17 protein-coding genes are annotated in these 17,135 nt (G+C 70.5%); 1 reads left to right on the top strand and 16 read right to left on the bottom strand.

What is annotated here, in order from left to right; all coding sequences use genetic code 11:
- Nucleotides 1–111: 111 nt before the first annotated feature.
- Nucleotides 112–351, top strand: a complete 240-nt coding sequence (locus ACIBTM_RS20085; RefSeq protein ID WP_395878576.1) for a hypothetical protein — start codon at nucleotides 112–114, stop codon at nucleotides 349–351.
- A gap of 70 nt (nucleotides 352–421) precedes the next feature.
- On the opposite strand, the gene ACIBTM_RS20080 is transcribed toward ACIBTM_RS20085, so the two are convergent.
- The 16 genes from ACIBTM_RS20080 to ACIBTM_RS20005 form a co-directional block, all read right to left on the bottom strand.
- Nucleotides 422–1,012 carry an NADPH-dependent FMN reductase gene (locus ACIBTM_RS20080; RefSeq protein ID WP_395878575.1) on the bottom strand — a complete coding sequence of 197 codons (591 nt, stop codon included), beginning with the start codon at nucleotides 1,010–1,012 and terminating at the stop codon, nucleotides 422–424.
- Nucleotides 1,009–2,178: an MFS transporter gene (locus tag ACIBTM_RS20075; RefSeq protein ID WP_395878574.1), complete on the bottom strand. Its 1,170-nt coding sequence runs from the start codon at nucleotides 2,176–2,178 to the stop codon at nucleotides 1,009–1,011. The genes ACIBTM_RS20080 and ACIBTM_RS20075 overlap by 4 nt, the downstream gene beginning before the upstream one ends.
- The gene (locus ACIBTM_RS20070) at nucleotides 2,171–3,172 is read right to left on the bottom strand and encodes an LLM class flavin-dependent oxidoreductase (RefSeq protein ID WP_395878573.1); all 1,002 of its coding nucleotides are present in this window, start codon (nucleotides 3,170–3,172) and stop codon (nucleotides 2,171–2,173) included. Before ACIBTM_RS20070 ends, ACIBTM_RS20075 begins: the two co-directional genes overlap by 8 nt.
- Nucleotides 3,173–3,189: 17 nt before the next feature.
- Complete coding sequence (locus ACIBTM_RS20065; protein WP_395878572.1) at nucleotides 3,190–3,384, bottom strand: acyl-CoA carboxylase epsilon subunit; 195 nt, start codon at nucleotides 3,382–3,384, stop codon at nucleotides 3,190–3,192.
- The gene (locus tag ACIBTM_RS20060; protein ID WP_395878571.1) at nucleotides 3,381–4,949 is read right to left on the bottom strand and encodes an acyl-CoA carboxylase subunit beta; all 1,569 of its coding nucleotides are present in this window, start codon (nucleotides 4,947–4,949) and stop codon (nucleotides 3,381–3,383) included. Before ACIBTM_RS20060 ends, ACIBTM_RS20065 begins: the two co-directional genes overlap by 4 nt.
- Before the next feature lie 22 nt (nucleotides 4,950–4,971).
- Nucleotides 4,972–6,894: an SDR family oxidoreductase gene (locus ACIBTM_RS20055; protein ID WP_395878570.1), complete on the bottom strand. Its 1,923-nt coding sequence runs from the start codon at nucleotides 6,892–6,894 to the stop codon at nucleotides 4,972–4,974.
- Between the two features lie 4 nt (nucleotides 6,895–6,898).
- Entirely contained in the window at nucleotides 6,899–7,837 is a 939-nt protein-coding gene (locus ACIBTM_RS20050) for an aromatase/cyclase (protein ID WP_395878569.1), read from the bottom strand.
- Between the two features lie 26 nt (nucleotides 7,838–7,863).
- Nucleotides 7,864–8,643 (bottom strand): SDR family NAD(P)-dependent oxidoreductase, encoded by a 780-nt coding sequence (locus ACIBTM_RS20045; protein WP_395878568.1) that lies wholly within the window; start codon nucleotides 8,641–8,643, stop codon nucleotides 7,864–7,866.
- 34 nt (nucleotides 8,644–8,677) lie between these two features.
- Complete coding sequence (locus ACIBTM_RS20040; protein ID WP_395878567.1) at nucleotides 8,678–8,932, bottom strand: acyl carrier protein; 255 nt, start codon at nucleotides 8,930–8,932, stop codon at nucleotides 8,678–8,680.
- Between the two features lie 16 nt (nucleotides 8,933–8,948).
- Nucleotides 8,949–10,169, bottom strand: coding sequence for a ketosynthase chain-length factor (locus ACIBTM_RS20035; RefSeq protein ID WP_395878566.1), 1,221 nt, complete (start codon nucleotides 10,167–10,169; stop codon nucleotides 8,949–8,951).
- The gene (locus tag ACIBTM_RS20030) at nucleotides 10,166–11,443 is read right to left on the bottom strand and encodes a beta-ketoacyl-[acyl-carrier-protein] synthase family protein (protein ID WP_395878565.1); all 1,278 of its coding nucleotides are present in this window, start codon (nucleotides 11,441–11,443) and stop codon (nucleotides 10,166–10,168) included. Before ACIBTM_RS20030 ends, ACIBTM_RS20035 begins: the two co-directional genes overlap by 4 nt.
- Nucleotides 11,440–11,766 (bottom strand): TcmI family type II polyketide cyclase, encoded by a 327-nt coding sequence (locus ACIBTM_RS20025; RefSeq protein ID WP_395878564.1) that lies wholly within the window; start codon nucleotides 11,764–11,766, stop codon nucleotides 11,440–11,442. The genes ACIBTM_RS20030 and ACIBTM_RS20025 overlap by 4 nt, the downstream gene beginning before the upstream one ends.
- A gap of 20 nt (nucleotides 11,767–11,786) precedes the next feature.
- Entirely contained in the window at nucleotides 11,787–13,232 is a 1,446-nt protein-coding gene (locus ACIBTM_RS20020) for an FAD-dependent monooxygenase (RefSeq protein ID WP_395878563.1), read from the bottom strand.
- 20 nt (nucleotides 13,233–13,252) lie between these two features.
- Nucleotides 13,253–14,992, bottom strand: a complete 1,740-nt coding sequence (locus ACIBTM_RS20015; protein ID WP_395878562.1) for an acetyl/propionyl/methylcrotonyl-CoA carboxylase subunit alpha — start codon at nucleotides 14,990–14,992, stop codon at nucleotides 13,253–13,255.
- 51 nt (nucleotides 14,993–15,043) lie between these two features.
- On the bottom strand, nucleotides 15,044–15,466 hold the full coding sequence (locus ACIBTM_RS20010) for a MarR family winged helix-turn-helix transcriptional regulator (protein WP_395878561.1): 423 nt from the start codon (nucleotides 15,464–15,466) through the stop codon (nucleotides 15,044–15,046).
- A gap of 290 nt (nucleotides 15,467–15,756) precedes the next feature.
- Nucleotides 15,757–17,085, bottom strand: a complete 1,329-nt coding sequence (locus ACIBTM_RS20005; protein ID WP_395878560.1) for a LuxR C-terminal-related transcriptional regulator — start codon at nucleotides 17,083–17,085, stop codon at nucleotides 15,757–15,759.
- Nucleotides 17,086–17,135 lie beyond the last annotated feature (50 nt).

The raw sequence follows: 17,135 nt of genomic DNA, 5'->3' as shown, positions 1-17,135 counted from the left end.
CGGAACTTTGCCAGGTCGAGCGCGCAGTGGCGGGCGAACGCTTCGCTGAGCCCTCGCCGCGGCCCATCCGCCGACCACGCTTAGACCATGCCAGCGCGAAGGGAGAACAACATGGGAGCCACACGACGGAACCACGGCGAACCCGCGTACGTGACAGCACTTCACTGGATCGGCGTAGTACTGGTAGCGGGTTTGGGAACGGTGCTGCTTGCCTGCGGGGTCACGGTGGTCCTCGGCACAGCCGACCCGCAGTGGTACGCGACCGGCGGCCGGGCGGCGGGCGTCACGGGGCCCACGATGGCCCTTATCGCGCTGGTATTCCGACTGCCCGGCGCGGTGCGCCGCCGATGAGCGGGTCCGGGAACATCGATGGGCTCGAAAATCCCGGGCACCGGCGGCACGATCGCCACGCCGGGAGCGGTCAGCAGACGTAGGGACGCTCGGCGCGGGCGGCGCGCAGTGCCTCGCCCCACCAGCGCAGCCGGTCGAGCATGGTCTTCGCGGCGACCGCCGCGGCCTCGTGGTCGGGTGGCTCGCCGTCGATGAAGGTGCCCCACGGGTTGTGGAAGCTCAGGGATTCGCGGACGCTCACCGCGTGCAGTTCGGCGAAGATCCCGCGCAGGTGCTCGACGGCGCGCAGGCCGCCGCCCATACCGCCGTAGGAGACGAACGCCGCCGGTTTCGCCGCCCAGGCGCCGAAGATCCAGTCGATGGCGTTCTTCAGGGCCGCGGGAACCGTGTGGTTGTACTCCGGAGTGACGACGGCGAACGCGTCGGCCGCATGGATCCGCGCGGTCAATCCGTCGAGTATGCGGGCCGTCGCCGGGTCGGGGTGATGGCCCGGTTCGGGCATGACCAGCGGCAGCGGGAAGTCCAGAAGATCGACGACGTCGACCTCGAACGCCCCGTGCTCGCCCGCCCGCTCCGCGAACCAGCGGGCCACGGTCGGGCCGAACCGGCCGTCCCGCACGCTGCCGATCAACACCACCAGGCGCAAGGGGACAACGGTCACGACAACACCTTCCTTCGTCCTGCCCGTGTCCCGCCGAAAGCGGCCACGGCGCCGATGAGACCGGCCGCCACGATCAGCGGTGAACCGTCCGCCTGCCACGTCACCAGCGGCAACAGGAGCACGCCGCCGAGCTGGACCCCTGTCTGATAGAGCGGGACGGACACCGGGCGCAGTTCGGCCGCCACGGCCGAGACCGCCTGCATGTTCAGTGCCGCGAACGACAGCACGAATCCCGCTTCCACCAGCAGGAACACCGGCAGCAGTCCGGTGAGGTAGGCCTCCGGTGACGGCCGGGCGAGGTACAACAGCTCCCCTGCCAGCGTCACCACCGCGCCCGCTGCCACCAGCCGGGCGGTACCGAACCGCGCGACGAGCGCGCCGGAGAAGGGCACGAGGACCAGCAGGGGCACGCAAGCGGGCAGCAGCCCCAGCGCGATCTGCCAAGCGGGCCAGTCCCGGACTCCGCTCAACCGCCACGAAATCAGCACCAGCAGGCTGACGTACGCGCCGTTGAGCGTGGCCGCGCCGATCGCGGAACGGACCAGGCTTCCGTTACGCAGCAACGAGAACGGGATCCGCACCGCGACGGGACCGTCGTCGTCGCCGGGCAGCGTCCGCCAGGCGGCGACCAGCAGGACCAGCGCGACCGGCGCGGGGAACAGGAACACCCAGCGCCAGCCCGCCGCGAGCAACAGCACGGAGAGCAACAGGCCCGCTGTGAACCCGGCCGCGCCGAACATCGAGTAGATCGCCACGGCACGGCGCCGCCGGGGTCCCTCGGGGAACACCGTGCCGATCACGACCAGTCCGGCCGGCGCGGTCAGGGCCGCGCAGCATCCTTTCACCACCCGTGCCGCGATGAGAACCGCGATACTGCCGCTGAGCCCGCCCAGCAGCGAGGCGAGCACGAACACCACCAGTGCCCCGAGATACGTACGCCGTCTGCCACACCGTGCCGCGAGCATCGGCCCGGCGGGCAGCATCGCCGCGAACCCGAGCGCGAACCCGCTCATCAGCCACTGCGTCATCCACAGTGGACTGTCCAGATCGGACGCGATGGCGGGCAGCGCGAGCAGGACGATCGACACCTCGATCGCATCGAGGATCATGTTGCCCGAGAGGACGGGCAACAGCCCCCACGGCGTACGGGTGGTCCGCTCAGCCACCGCTCACCACCGGGTCGGTCGCGAACTCCTTCTCCAGCAACGGCGGCAGGTGTTCACTGACCAGCTCGATGTTCCGGACGACCAGGTCGTCCGGCATCCCCGCGATACTCGCCCAGAAGATCAGATGCCGCAGTGGCAGGCCGGCCGTCCGCCGGTGGATCCGGGCGGCCGCCTGCTCCGGGGTGAGGATCTCCAGCATTCCCCACGACCCGTCCGCGGGCCGGTGCCGCAGTTCCTTCGGGGTGACGAGCGGCGGCCGGGGCAGGTCCGTCCCCTCCACCGACAACTGACGGTAGGAGTTCATCTGGTGCGCCAGATGCGGTGCCACCCGCGCCCAGGCGGACTCGGGATCGTCCGCCAGCAGGACCGGCAGCAGGTCGGACACCTGCGCGGTCGCCGGATCGTGCCCGCCCTCTTCGAGGCCCCGCACGTAATGCGGGTACAGCTCGTGCGAGATGTGCAGTAGCCCGATACCGAGCCGACCGGCGAGCCGTGCCCCGCGCGGGCGGTAGAACCCACCCCACAGCGGGACCGGCCGCTGCACCGGACCGGGCGTGATCCCGCCCTCCTCCCACAGCCTGCGGACCTCCGCGATCACCTCGCCGGTACGGGCGAACCGGCCCTCGAACGGGGTGTCGAACAGCTCGTACTCGGGCACCCGGTAACCCGCGCCGAGCCCCAGCTCCAGCCGGCCGCCGCTGATCAGGTCGACCAGCGCGGCCTCCTCCGCGAGCTGGGCAGGCTTGCGCAGGGCGGGCAGGACGACGGCGGTGCCGATGCGCACGTCACGGGTGCGGGCCGCGGCAGCCGCCGCGAACGTCAGCGGCTGCGGGAGGTAGCCGTCGTCGAACAAGTGGTGCTCGGTGAACCAGACACCGCCCGCGCCCCGCCGATCGGCTTCCTCGCAGAGTTCCAGGGCGCGGGCGTAGTGGCTCGCCCACGGGCGCTCCCACTCAGCGGGGTTGCGCAGGTCGAACAGCAGTCCGACGTCCATGTCAGTCCTTTCGCTGGTCAGGATGCGGAGGCGGCCCAGGCGCGGGGGTCGTCGAAGCCGGGCTCCCGTTCGAGCCGGCGCCAGTGCGCGGACGGACGGGCGGGCCGGTCGGCGGCCGGGGCACGGCGGGCGCGCAGAACCGCGATCAGTGCGGCGAGTCCGGCCGGGTCGACGCTGCCCTTTTCGACCCGCAGGTACGCCGGCGCGCTCATTGCGGCGGGTTGCCGTGCTTGCGGCGCGGCAGGTCGTCGGCTTTGCGCCGCAGCATCGCGAAGCCGCCGATGACCGCTCGCCGGGTGTCACGCGGGTCGATCACGTCGTCGACGAGACCACGTTCCGCCGCGTAGTACGGGTGCACGAGTTCCTCGCGGTACTCCTTGATCTTCAGCTCCCGCATGGCCCGAGGGTCCTCCGCGCCGGCGATCTCGCGGCGGAACACGACGTCGGCGGCGGCCTCCGCGCCCATCACCGCAATCTCGTTGCCGGGCCACGCGAGCGCGAGGTCGGCGCCGATCGACAGCGAGTCCATGACGATGTACGCCCCGCCGTAAGCCTTGCGCAGCACCACGGAGATCCGCGGAACGGTGGCGTTGCAATAGGCGTAGAGCAGCTTCGCGCCGTGGCGGATGATGCCCTGGTGCTCCTGGTCGACACCGGGCAGGAACCCGGGCACGTCGACCAGGGTCAGCAACGGGATGTTGAACGCGTCGCAGAACTGCACGAACCGCGCGCCCTTCTCGCTGGCGCTGATGTCGAGGACACCGGCCAGCGCCGCGGGCTGACTCGCCACCACGCCGACGACCTGGCCGTCAAGCCGGGTCAGCGCGCAGACCAGGTTGCGCGCCCAGTCCGCGTGCACCTCCAGGAAGTCGCCGTCGTCGACGATCTCGGCGAGCACGTCGCGGACGTCGTACGCCTTGTTCCCGTCCTGCGGCACCAGCCCCGGCAGCGCGTCCGCGCGGCGGTCGGCCGGGTCGCCGGTCCGCTCCGACGGCGGCAGTTCCCGGTTGTTGGCGGGCAGGATCGACAGCAGGAAGCGCACGTCGGCCAGGCAGCTCTCCTCGTCGCTGTAAACGAAGTGCGCCACTCCGGACACCCCGCCGTGGACGTCGGCGCCACCCAGCCCGTCGTGACTCACGTCCTCGCCGGTCACCGTGCGGACCACGTCCGGCCCGGTGATGAACATCTGCGAGATGTCCCGCACGGCGAACACGAAATCGGTCAGCGCCGGCGAATACGCGGCGCCACCCGCGCACGGGCCGAGCATGACGCTGATCTGCGGGATCACCCCGGACGCCCGGGTGTTGCGGCGGAAGATCCCGCCGTACCCGGCGAGCGCCGAGACACCTTCCTGGATCCGGGCGCCCGCCCCGTCGTTGAGCGAGACCAGAGGGGCGCCGGCGGTGATCGCCATGTCCATGATCTTGTGGATCTTCTGCGCGTGCGCCTCACCGAGCGCGCCGCCGAAGATCCGGAAGTCGTGCGCGTAGACGAACACCGTCCGGCCGCCGACCAGGCCCCAGCCCGTGACGACGCCGTCGGTGTAGGGACGGCGCGCCTCCAGCCCGAATCCGGTGGCCCGGTGCCGCCGCAGCGGTTCGATCTCGGTGAACGTACCGGGGTCGAGCAACAGCTCGATCCGTTCGCGCGCGGTGAGTTTGCCCTTGGCGTGCTGGCGTTCCGTCGCACGGGGATCCGGGCCGAGCCTGCTGCGTTCCTTCAGCTGGTCCAATTCGTCCAGCGGGGTCGTTTCCGCCTGCTCCTGGACTGTGGTCATCGCGAACCGCCTCTCCCGCCGCTCAACCGAGCAGCGTCCCGCCGCTGGCGTCGACGAAGGAACCGGTGACCCAGCGGGCTTCCTTGGTGGCCAGGAAAGTGACGACGTCGGCGACGTCGGTGGCCTCGGCGACACGTCCGAACGCGGACAGCTGCGCCATCTGTTCGACGGCCTCGGGGATGTCGAACATCGGGCCGCCGTTGTTCGTGATCCCGGGCGCGACGGTGTTGACCGTGATGCCGCGCGGCGCGAGGTGCCGGGCGAAATGCAGCGTGAGCTGTTCGATCGCCCCCTTGGACATGGAGTAGGCGACCTGACCGGGGTTGGCGAACCGGGTGAGCCCGGACGAGATGTTGACGATGCGCCCGCCGTCGCGCAGCAGGCCGAGCGCGCGCTGCACGATGAAGAACGGCGCCTTGGCGTTGACAGCGAACAGTTTGTCGAGGTCCTCGGGTGTGACCTCCTCCGGCGGGATACCCGTCGGGGTGGTGGCGCCGGCGTTGTTCACCAGGATGTCGAGCGCGGTCTCGCCGGTGCGCTCCTTGAGGCCCTGTTCGAGGCCGAGGAACAGTTCGTGCACGTCACCCGGCACGCCCAGTTCCGCCCGGACGGGGAACGCCCGCCCGCCGGCCTTCTCGATCAGGGTCACGGTTTCCCGCGCGGCGTCCTCGTTCGCGGCGTAGTGCACGGCGACGAGGGCGCCCTCCTCGGCCAGCCGCAACGCGGTGGCGCGACCGATACCCCGGCTGGAACCGGTGACCAGCGCCGTCTTGTCGGTGAGCCTGCCCATACTGTTCCTCTTTTCGGTCGGGGTGTGCCGCGGCCCGGGCAGGCCGCTGATCATGCTCGCCAGATGCGCCTGCACGACGTCGTGGCGCATCAGCTCGGTGAACAGTTCCCGGGCCGGTTCCACTTCCGGCCCGCCGAGCAGCAGCAGCGCCTGCGCCCGGATGTTGGTGAGCGTGCGGGCGCCGACGGGGTGGCGCTCGCGGTGGTAGGCGTCGAGGTCCGGGCCGGTGAGCAGTTCGCCGAGGGCCGCCGCGTCCTGCAGGGCGAGGTTCAAGGCCTGCCCGCCCACAGGCATCTGACGGTGTGCGGCGTCGCCCGCGAGCAGGACGCGGCCTCGCCGGTACTCGGTGACCTGCCTGGCGGTGTTGTCGAAAGCATTGAGCCACAACGGTTTCCCGTTTCCGATGTGCTCACCGGTGACCTCCTCCCAGGTTTCGGCGACCTCGTCGAAACCCGGCTCGCCCACGCGGTCTCCCGCGGTGGCGCCGTACCGGTGGACCATCACCCGGGTGCTGCCGTCCGGCCACCGGGCCGCGGTCGCCATCCCGGTGGGCAGGCGTTCGAAGCGGCGGTTCGGCACGTCGATGCCGTCGACGTCCGCGCGCAGCATCTCCTTGGTCGCGGACGTCCCGGCGAAGTCGAATCCCGCCAGCTCGCGAACGGTGCTCCGCTCACCGTCGCAGCCGACGAGGTACGCGGCGGCGAACGGCCGGATCGCGCCGTCCTCGGCGCGGGTCTCGACGAGCACGTGGTCGCCCTCGTCGGCCAGGCCGGTCACCCGCAGGCCCCGGCACAGCCGCACCCCGAGTCCGGTGGCCCGGTCCGCGAGCACCGCCTCCAGTTTCGCCTGCGGGCACTTCCATTGCCCCGCGTACGGATGGGTGGGGTCGGCGGCGGTGAGGTCGAGCCGGATCCCGCCGAAATGCCCGGGCCCGCCGCTCGCCAGCTCCCCCAACCTGCCGAGAATCCCCCGCTCGGCGAGGAGATCCATCGTGCGGGCGTGCACAGTGGACGCCCGCGATTCGGTCGCGGGCGCGGTCAGCCGCTCCACGACCGTGACCCGGACGCCCGCCCCGGCGAGATCGCCCGCCAGCAGCAGTCCGGCCGGGCCCGCGCCGGCCACGAGCACGTCGGTGTCGAGACCTGGGGAAGACATCGGCTCAGCGCCGCGCTTCCGCGTAGCCCTTGGCATAGCCCAGGGTGGTGCGGCTGTTGGTGCCGAGTGCCTCCCGGATGAACGCGCGCGCTTCGGGCACGCCGGCGTCCGGGCCGAGCACCTTGCCGATGTTCTCCGCCTCGAGGATCACCGTGTGCTGGGAGCTGACGGTGGTGAACCCGGCGGCGTCCTCCTCGAACTCCCACCGGCCGGTGTGCAAGGCCATCAGCGCGGGCAAGGTCGTCTGCTTGTAGGCGATCCGGTGATGCGGGAAGCACACGCGCACGGATTCCGTCACATGGGCCGAACCGTCCGCGGTCAGCGTCTCCATCCGCAGCACCTGCAGGCCCGGCGTGGTTTCGGTCAATTGCACCGACGCCACGTGCGGCAACCGCTCCGCCCACAGCCCCGCCTCGTTCACGAAGTCGTAGGCGTCCTTGGCCGACCCTTCGACGCGGACCGAGTCGGTGAACGACAGCGTCAGCTCCCCGGTGCTCATGGCCAGTTCGACGGCGTCCTTCAGCCCCGGCAGTTCGGCGTTGCTGTTGTCGTCCACCGCGCGCTCGATCCACGCCAGGCCTTCGGGATCGTCGTCGATCGCGCGGAAGGTGTGCAGCAGCCGGAGCCGGGTCTTCTCCGGTCCCAGCGGCTCGACCTCCCACGTCCCGCGCATCTGCGCCACGGGCGGGGAAGAGACCTCTTGCCAAAAGGCGATCCGCAGGCCCCGCGGATCCAGCTCGCGCCGCGAGGTCCAGTTCTTGGGCTCGCCGTTCGCGGTCGCCCAGATCCGGATCCGCTCGTGGGTCCCGTCGGTTTCGACGCGGTCGACGTACACCGAGGGCGGGAACAGCCGCGGCCAGTTCTCGACCTCGGCCAGCATCCGGTACACGTCGGCCGCGGGCGCCTCGACGGTGATCTCGTGCTTCGATTCGCGTTCGCTCATGTCCGTCCTCCTGATGTCCCGTCGGGTCAGTAGTTGCCGAGACCGCCGCAGACGTTGACGGCCTGCGCGGTCATGGAAGCCGCGACGTCGGAGGCCAGGTAGCCGACCAGACCGGCGACCTCCTCCGGTGTCGAGTAGCGGCCGAGCGGGATCTTCGCCTGGAACTTCTCCAGCACCGCGTCCTCGCTGGTGTCCCAAGCCGCCGCGTAACCGGCGCGAACCCCTTGTGCCATCGGGGTTTCCACATAGCCTGGACAGACGGCGTTGACGGTGATCCCGGTCGGGCCGAGTTCGTTGCCGAGTGCCTTGGTGAAACCGACCACGCCGTGTTTGGAAGCCGAGTAGGGCGCGCCGAGCACCACGCCCTGTTTGCCGGCGGTCGAGGCGATGTTGATGATCCGGCCCCGGCTCTTGGCCCGCATTCCGCCCGCGTTCAGCACTTCCCTGGTCATCAGGAACACGCTGTGCAGATTGGTGGCGATGACGTCGAACCACAGCTCGTCGGCGAGGTCGGCGGTGACCCCGCCGCCGCTGCGGCCGGCGTTGTTCACCAGCACGTCGATCGTGCCGAACCGGTCGACGGCGGCCCGCACCAGCGCGGAGATCTCCTCGCCGGAGCGCACATCCGCCGAGGTGCCATCGACGTCGAGTCCCTCGTTCTGCAGCTGCTTCACGGTGGTGGCGACGGCCTGTTCGTCACGGGCGCACAGGAAGACCCGGTGCCCCTGTTCGGCCAGCAGCCTCGTCGACGCCAGCCCGATTCCGCTGGTGCCACCGGTGACCAGTGCGACCTTCGTGTCGGTCATGTGTTCCTCCTTTGTCCGTGGGAGATGGCCGGGATCAGCCCGGCAGGCTGGCGGACGGGAGCTGGGCGTTGACGAGGTCGACGAGGGCACGCGGGGTGTTCGCGAGCGCCACCGCCTCCTCGTCCAGCACGATCCCGAGCTCTCGTTCGATGCGGCTCGTGGTTTCCAGCAGGGCCAGCGATTCGTAACCGAGCGCCTCGAACTCGACGTCGAGGATCTCCCCGTCGAGATCGTCGGTCTCGCCGGAGCCTTCCCGCAGGACGCGTTTGAGGTCTTCGAGTGTGAACATGAACCTTTTCTTCCCCTCAGTTTCCGGATTCGTGGCGGCGCACGACCATGGCCGCGTTGAAACCTCCGACGCCCCTCGCCAGGACGAGCGCGGTGTGCAGTGGCGCGGGCCGGGCCTCGGTGACCAGATCGAGTTCGTAATCGTCGGCGAGTGAACTGCTGATGGTCGGCGGGATGACCCCGTCCCGTACCGCGAGGAACGCCGTGGCCAGATCCAAGGGCGCCGCACCGGAGTACAGCCGTCCCGTGGCGGTTTTCGGTGCCGTCACCGGGACTCCGGCCGGACCGAACACCTCGGCGATCGCGTTGGCCTCGGCCAGGTCCAGCTCCGGCACGGCGGCGGCGTCGGCGAACACGACGTCCACATCGGACGGTTCGAGACCGGCGTCCGTCAGCGCCAGGGTGATCGCCCGGTGCAGGCCCGGCGGCCGTCCGCTGCCCGGTTTGGGGTCCATCGTGGCCGCGTAACCCCCGATTTCACCGTAGATCCGGGGCGCCTGCCGCTGCCGCGCGTACTCCGCGTCCTCGACGACGAGCAGCGCGCCGCCCTCGCCGGGTACGTGACCGCGGGCGCGGGAGTCGAACGGCAGGTACGCGCTCGCCGGATCGTCAGCGGTGCTGAGCCGCCCGCCCGCCAGTTGCGCGACCCAGCCCCAGGAACAGATCGAGGCGTCCACGGCACCGGCGATCACCAGCGGGGTGCCCTTGCGGATCTGCCGCCGCGCCTGCGCGACCGCGTCCAGCCCACCCGCCTGATCGCTGACCACCACACTGCTCGGCCCGCGCAGGCCGTGCCGGATGGAGATCTGCCCGCTGTTGACGGCGTAGAACCAGGCGAAGGACTGGTACGCGCTGACGTATTGTCCGCCTTTGCTCCACAGCGCCTTCAGCTCGTTCTGCCCGAACTCGAAACCACCGGAATGACTCGCGGTGATGACGCCGCCCGCGTATTCGTCGAGCTCGCCCGGCCGCACTCCCGCGTCGTCGAACGCCCAGTCGGCGCTGACCAGCGCGAGGCGGGTCATCCGGTCGGTCTGCGGCAGCAGCCTGCTCGGCAGGTACTCCTCGGCGGCGAACCCGCTGATCTCGCCGGCGAGCCGAGCCGGGTAGCCAGACGGGTCGAACCGGGTGACCCGGCCGATGGCCGACCGGCCCGCGAGCGTGGCGGCCCAGTACGGCTCGGCGCCGAGTCCGGTCGGCGCGGCGACGCCGAGGCCGGTGACGACGGCCGTGGTCATGGGCGCCGCCGGAAGGGGTCGGTGAGCACGACCGCGCTCTGGAATCCGCCGAACCCGCTGCCGACCGAGAGGACGACGTCGATCCGGTGGTCGCGCGCCGTCAGCGGCACGTAGTCCAGATCGCACTCGGGATCAGGGATGTGCAGGTTCGCCGTCGGCGGGACGACGTCATTCGTCAGCGCCAGCACGGACGCCGCGATCTCGATCGACCCGATCGCGCCGAGCGAGTGGCCCACCATCGACTTGATGGAGCTGACGGGAGTGCGGTACGCGTGCTCCCCCAGCGCCCGTTTGAACGCCGCCGTCTCGTGGCGGTCGTTCTGCTTGGTGCCCGATCCGTGCGCGTTGATGTAGTCGATCTCCGTGCCGTCGACCTCGGCCTCGGCCAGCGCGACCCGGATGGCCTCGGCCATCTCCCTGCCGTCGGGCCGCAACCCGGTCATGTGGAAGGCGTTCGAGCGGCTCGCGTGCCCGGCCACCTCGGCGTAGATCCGCGCTCCGCGCCGTCGTGCGTTCTCCAGCTCTTCCAGGACGAACACGGCCGCCCCCTCGCCGAGCACGAAACCGTTGCGGCTCGCGTCGAACGGCCGGGACGCGTGTTCCGCCTCGTCGTTGCGCGGGGTCGTCGCCTTGATGGCGTCGAAGCAGGCCACCGTGATCGGCGAGATGGGCGCGTCGGTCGCACCCGCCACCATCACGTCGGCCGAGCCCTCGCGCAGGATCTCCGCCGCGTGCCCGACCGCGTCGAGCCCCGAGGTGCAGCCGGTCGACACCACCGTGCTCGGCCCCTCCGCGCCGACGGCCCACGCCAGCTCGGCCGCGAACGAACTCGGCACCAGGTAGTTGTAGAGATGCGGTACGGCGTAGGTGTGGTCGACCAGGTCGAGCCGGCCGCTGTCGCTGACCGTGCGGTATTCCTGGTCCAGCCCCATCGTCGCGCCGACCGCGCTGCCGATGGTCACTCCGGTGCGTTCCGGGGGCAGCGAGGCGAACTCCAGCCCGCTGTCGGCGATGGCCTCCCGCGCCCCGACGACGGCGAACTGGGCGGCACGGTCCATTCGCCGCACCTCCTGCGGGCTCAGACCGGCCAGTTCCGGGTCGAAGTCCACTTCGGCCCCGACCCGCGACCGGAACTTGCTCGCGTCGAACTGGGTGATGGGACGCGTCGCCGTCCGGCCGTCGGTCAGCAGGTTCCAGAAGTTCTTGACGCCGAGCCCGCCGGGGGCCACGACGCCGATCCCGGTCACGACGACACGGCGCTCCGGCGTGCTCATGACGCCGTCCACGAGTAGAACCGGGTGGCCAGCGCGTCGGCCGGGGAGCGCCACGTCTTCGGGTCGTAGGCTTCGATGTGCGCCTTGAGATCCTCACTGATCTTGACGAACCTCGGATCGGTCTTCGCCTCCTCGATGAGCCGTCCGCCGTTGTCGGAATCGAAGTCCTGCAAGTGGAAGTACAGGCCGCGGTACTCGAAGAGCTGACGCCTGCGGGTGCCCATCCGATGCGGCATCTCCCCGCGATCGAACTCCCCGAAGAGATCCGCCACCGACTGCGCGGAGCCGGACGCGATCTTCGCCACGATCAAGCTGCTGTGCATTGGTTCCCCTTCGTCCGTTCTCACCGTGCGGGCCCGAACCACCGGGTCAGGGCCGAGGTCAGGTCGTGGTGGCTGCCGGGTGCCGCCCAGGCGACGTAGCCGTCCGGGCGGATCAGCACCGCCGACGTTCCGGCCGGTTCGATCCCGGTGGCCGACGCCGTGACGACGTCGATCCGGTCCGTCCAGCTCGCGGCCCGGTGCCGCAACGCGGCGTTGTCCTCGAGGTCGAGCAGCAGCCCGCGGGCGCGGCGCAGCAGCTCGAAGACGGTGGTGGGCCCGCCTGTCCTCGTCAGCGCCAGCTGCGGCATCCGGGCGCCGAGCAGCGGGTGGCCCGTCCCCGCCGGATAGCGGATGTCGAGCCCACTCGCCCGCTCCGCGAGATCGCGGGCCACCTCGGGATGGCAGGCCAGCTCCTTGAGCACCTCGCGGACCGGCGCGACCTCCTCACCCCCGAGGATGAACAAGCTCTGCGCACGGACGTTCGCGAGCAGTCGCCTGGCGACCTCGTGCCGCTCGTCGTGATAGGTGTCCACAAGGGACTTCGGCGCGGTGCCGCGGACCACGGCCGCCAGCTTCCAGCCGAGGTTGAGCGCGTCCTGGATGCCGGTGTTCATGCCTTGACCGCCCGCGGGGAGATGCACGTGCGCGGCGTCGCCCGCCAGCAGTACGCGGCCGCGGCGGAACTCCGTGACCGCTCGCGCCGCGTCGCCGAAAGCGCTGACCCACACCGGTTCGGCGTGCGAGATGTCGGTCGCGGTGAGTCTTTTCCACACGTCGGCGACCTCCTCGAACGAGGGCGGGCCCGCGCGCCGCTGCGGGGGTACGCCGCGCTCGCCGACGATGATCCGGTGGATCCCGCCCGGCAGCTTCGCCGTCATCACCATGCCGCCGGGCACCTGTTCCGCGGTCATCCGCGGCGGCAGCTCCACCCCGCGCAGGTCGGCAAGGAACAGTTCGGTGGTCGCGGGTGTGCCGGGGAAATCGAACCCCGCGGCCTTGCGCACCGCGCTGCGGCCGCCGTCGCAGCCGACGAGGTACCGCGCGGTCACCGCCGTGCCGTCCGCGGTGAAGACGGTGACCTGCTCGTCCGACCGCTCCAGTCGGGTGATCTCCTTGCCCCGCAGGATCCGGACGCCCAGCTCCGTGGCCCGCGCGGCGAGCACCGACTCGGTGACCGACTGCGGCACGGCGCGCGCGGCTTCGTGCACAGCGCCCAGCACGCCGAAGTCCACGGGGATGCCGCCGAAATGCCCTGCGGTGCTCGTTTCGATCTCGCCGAACCGAGGCAGCAGTCCACGCTGGTCGAAGATCTCCATGGTGCGCAGGGTGAAGCCGATCCCGCGGGACTCGCCGGTGGGCTCCGCGAGCCGCTCCAGCACCGTGACGTCGACCCCGCCCAGCCTCAACTCGGCGGCGAGCATCAGCCCGGTGGGACCGGCGCCCGCGATGACGACGGAAGTGTCCATTGCGTTCCTCCTCGGTTTCGTCAGGCGGCGTCGACCAGGCGGCAGACTTCGGCTCCGGACTGGAGCGTCGCGCCGGTCTCGACATCGAGGCCGGTCACCACCCCCGCGCGGTGCGCGGTCAGCGGCTGTTCCATCTTCATCGCCTCGACCACGACGACCAGGTCGCCCACGGCCACGTTTTGTCCATTTTGGACGGCTACTTGCACGACGGTGCCCTGGATCGGCGAGACGAGCGCGTCACCCGACGCGACCCGTCCCGGTCCTCGCGCCGAGCTTCCTCGCGCCCTGCGCACCGGCGCTTCGGCCGTCCGTCCGGACGCGGGGAGGGACACCTCCACCCGGCGGCCGTCGACCTCGACGACGACCGTTTCCCGTTCCGACGCCTCCGCGGCTTCCGTGCCGCCGGCGAACGGCGTGATCCGGTTTTCGAACTCCGTCTCGATCCAGCGGGTGTGCACCGTGAACGGGGCCGAGGTGAAGGCCGGGTCGGCCACCACCGCGCGATGGAACGGGATCGTGGTCGGCAATCCGCCGACCCGGAACTCCGCCAGCGCCCGCTCCGCCCGGCGGATCGCCTGCTCGCGGGTGGCGCCGGTGACGATCAGCTTGGCCAGCAGCGAATCCCACGCCTGTCCGATGACGCTGCCCGCCCCCACTCCCTCGTCGAGCCGTACTCCGGGCCCGGCAGGCGGGACGAATTCGGTGACCGTGCCCGGTGAAGGCAGGAATCCCCGGCCGGCATCCTCACCGTTGATCCGGAACTCGATCGAGTGTCCCCGCGGTTCCGGATCCGCGTAGCCCAGCTGTTCCCCGCGTGCGATCCGCAGCATCTCGCGGACCAGGTCGATACCCGTGACCTCCTCGGTCACCGGATGCTCGACCTGAAGGCGCGTATTGACCTCCAGGAACGAGATCGCCCCGCCCCGGTCGATCAGGAACTCGCAGGTACCCGCCCCGACATAGCCCGCGTGCCGGAAGATCGCCTTCGACGCGGTGACCAGCTCTTCCCGTTGTGCCGCCGTCAGGAACGGCGCCGGGGCCTCCTCGACCAGCTTCTGGTGCCGCCGTTGCAGGGAACAGTCCCTTGTGGACACCACGACCACGTTCCCCGCGGTGTCCGCCAGGCATTGCGTCTCGACGTGCCGGGGGCGGTCGAGATACCGCTCGACGAAACATTCCCCGCGCCCGAAGGCCACCACGGCCTCGCGCACCGCGGAAGCGAACAGCGGAGGCACCTCTTCCCGCGTCCACGCGACCTTCAGACCTCGTCCCCCGCCACCGAACGCGGCCTTGATGGCGATCGGCAGGCCGTGTTCGTCGGCGAACGCGAGGGCTTCGTCCGCACCTGCCACCGGGTCGGGGGTACCGGCCACCAGCGGCGCGCCGACCTCGCGCGCGACCTGCCGCGCGGCGACCTTGTCGCCCAGCAGCCGGATCACCTCGGGCGGCGGCCCGATCCATATCAGGCCGGCATCGAGCGCCGCCTGCGCGAAATCGGCGTTCTCCGAAAGGAAACCGTAGCCGGGGTGGATCGCGTCGGCACCGGTGGCGACCGCTGCCCGCAGGATCTTCGTGACGTCGAGATAGCTGGTCGCGGGGGTGTCGCCGCCGAGCGCGAACGCTTCGTCGGCCGTCCGGACGTGGACCGCGTCCCGGTCGGGATCGGCGTAGACCGCGACACTCGGCACGCCTTCGTCCCGGCACGCCCTGGCGATCCGCACCGCGATCTCGCCGCGGTTGGCGATGAGTACCTTGCGCACGACTGCTCCCCCTGTTCTCGGCTGCCGGCCGCTCATCAGTCCACAGTAGAATCAAGAGTCGAGGTTCTCGGCGATCCTTCGCAGGACCGCGTTCGCGGCAAGGAATTCCTCCTCGCCGATCCCCCTCAGGGATTTCGCCGCGTGGGCCTCGACGAGCACCTCGGCCCTGCCGTGCGCGGCGCGGCCCGCCTCGGTCAGCCGGATCGTCCCGTCCTCTTCGGTCGCCCAGCCGCGCTCGGCCAGCTCGGCCACGATCGGCTGGTAACCCGGCACGCCGTCCAACGGCAGGAACGGTGCGAAGGCCTCGTCCAGGCCCTCGACGGTGTCCACGCCGATCGCCAGCGCGTGCAGGACCTGCCACTGCCGCCTGCTGAGCTTCTCTTCTCGCAACGCCGCGGCGGTCCCTTCCTCGAACCGGTGGTGCAAGTACACGAACCAGTACCCGACACGTTTGGTGGTGTTTTGCTGGAGCATGGGTGGCTCTCCTCGTCCGCGAAGCCTCGGAGCGGGAACGGAATTCGTCTCTCCGCACCTCGGCGTGCACTGTTCCAAGTGGACTGTCCCGGGAATTCCGGCAGATCGCGGTCCCCCATCGGCCGCCGCCTGATTCGACCATGGCACGACCGCGGTTCGAGCGGCAAGAATCGTGCGGAAACCTTGCGGTACCGCCGCAGGTTCACCAGGCTCCTGCCACAGTGTTCCGCGAGCCGAAAACCGGAAATGGCCCGCCTCCCGGTAGGAGACGGGCCGGGATGGCACCAGGGCTAGCCCTCGAGAGTGCTCAGCGCGCTCACCAGCTCCCGGCGGCCGGAAATGCCGAGCTTGCGGTAGACACTGGACAGATGGAATTCCACCGTCCGCACGGTCAGGAAGAGGTTCTCCGAAATCCGCCTGTTGGTGTGCCCTGCCCTGGCGAGACGGGCGACCTTGAGTTCCTGCTTGGTGAGCCGGATTCCCTTGTCCGGCGCGGTCAGCTGGGTATGGACGACCTCCAGGCGCCGGACCCAGAATCGGTTGCGGTAGCGCCGGGACAGCGCGATCGCGGTGTCGATCGAATTCTGGGCCGCCGCCAGCTCGTGCTGCGACGCCTGCAGGACGCTCAGATCGTGCAACACCCGGACCTGCTCGATACCCGCCTGCGCCGCGCCCAGCAGTTCGTCGGCTTCCTTCAGCTGCGCGGGTGAATCGGCGTCCTGCCGCGCCAGGGCGAGCGCGTGCAGCGCACAGCCCACCGCACGGTGCGATCCCCATTTGTACGCCGCGGCCAGTTCGTCCTCCGCCAGGGCCACGGCGAAATCGACCCTGCCGACCGCGAGGGCACCCACCGCGGCCCGCGAACGCCACGGGATGACCGCGGGATTCGCGACGTCCAGCGAAGTCAGCAGCTCCCCACAGGCACGGTAGTCGTCGATCCCCTGCCGGAAGCGGCCCGCCGCGAGGTGCAACGCGCCGCGCGCGGCCAGTACGTGGGGCCGGTCCAGTTCGTCCATGTCGAGCGCGCCGGCCAGATCGTGCTTCACGAGGAGCCGCTGTGCCCGGTCCGTCGCCCCGAGTGCGACCTGCGCCTCGATGAGCCAGGCGACCGCCAGCAGCAGTACCGAACGTGAGGACGGGTGTCTCACCAGGGGGCCGAGCAGCTCCCTGGCCCCGGCCGCGGCGCCGCGCAGTAATGCGACGTGTGCCCTGGCGAGGGTGAGCACCTCTTCATGTCGCAGGGAATCGGACCAGCGGACGTCTCGCGCGAGCCGTTCCAGACGCTTCTCGGCCGCACCCAGGCAATCGGCGTAGGCCAGGGCTAGCAGGCCGAGCCAGGCCCGGTCGGGGTCGACGTAGCCGTCCTCCGCGATCAGCGCCGCCTCGGCTCGCTGGATGACCGACGACCGCCCGGTGCCCCGATGGACGTCCTGGATCACTTGCAGGGCTTCGGACATCTTCGGCGAGCGCGCTTTCGGTATCTCGCCGTCGGCACTCCCGAGTCCTGGAACGTAGACCGCCCAGGGTCTCCGGCCCGCCGCCGCGGGCCACACGCCGCCCTGTTCGTCGACGACCGGTTCGAACGCGAGAATCTTGGTTTCGTGGTGGGTGGATTTCATCCGTCGCATCCTCCAGGACACCGCCGGTCCCGGGATAACTGTCTTTCACC

The sequence above is a fragment of the Amycolatopsis sp. NPDC049868 genome (genome assembly GCF_044461365.1).
Lineage (GTDB): Bacteria > Actinomycetota > Actinomycetes > Mycobacteriales > Pseudonocardiaceae > Amycolatopsis.
The sequence above is the reverse complement of the archived record's forward strand: the minus strand, read 5'-3'. Positions and strand labels throughout refer to the sequence as shown.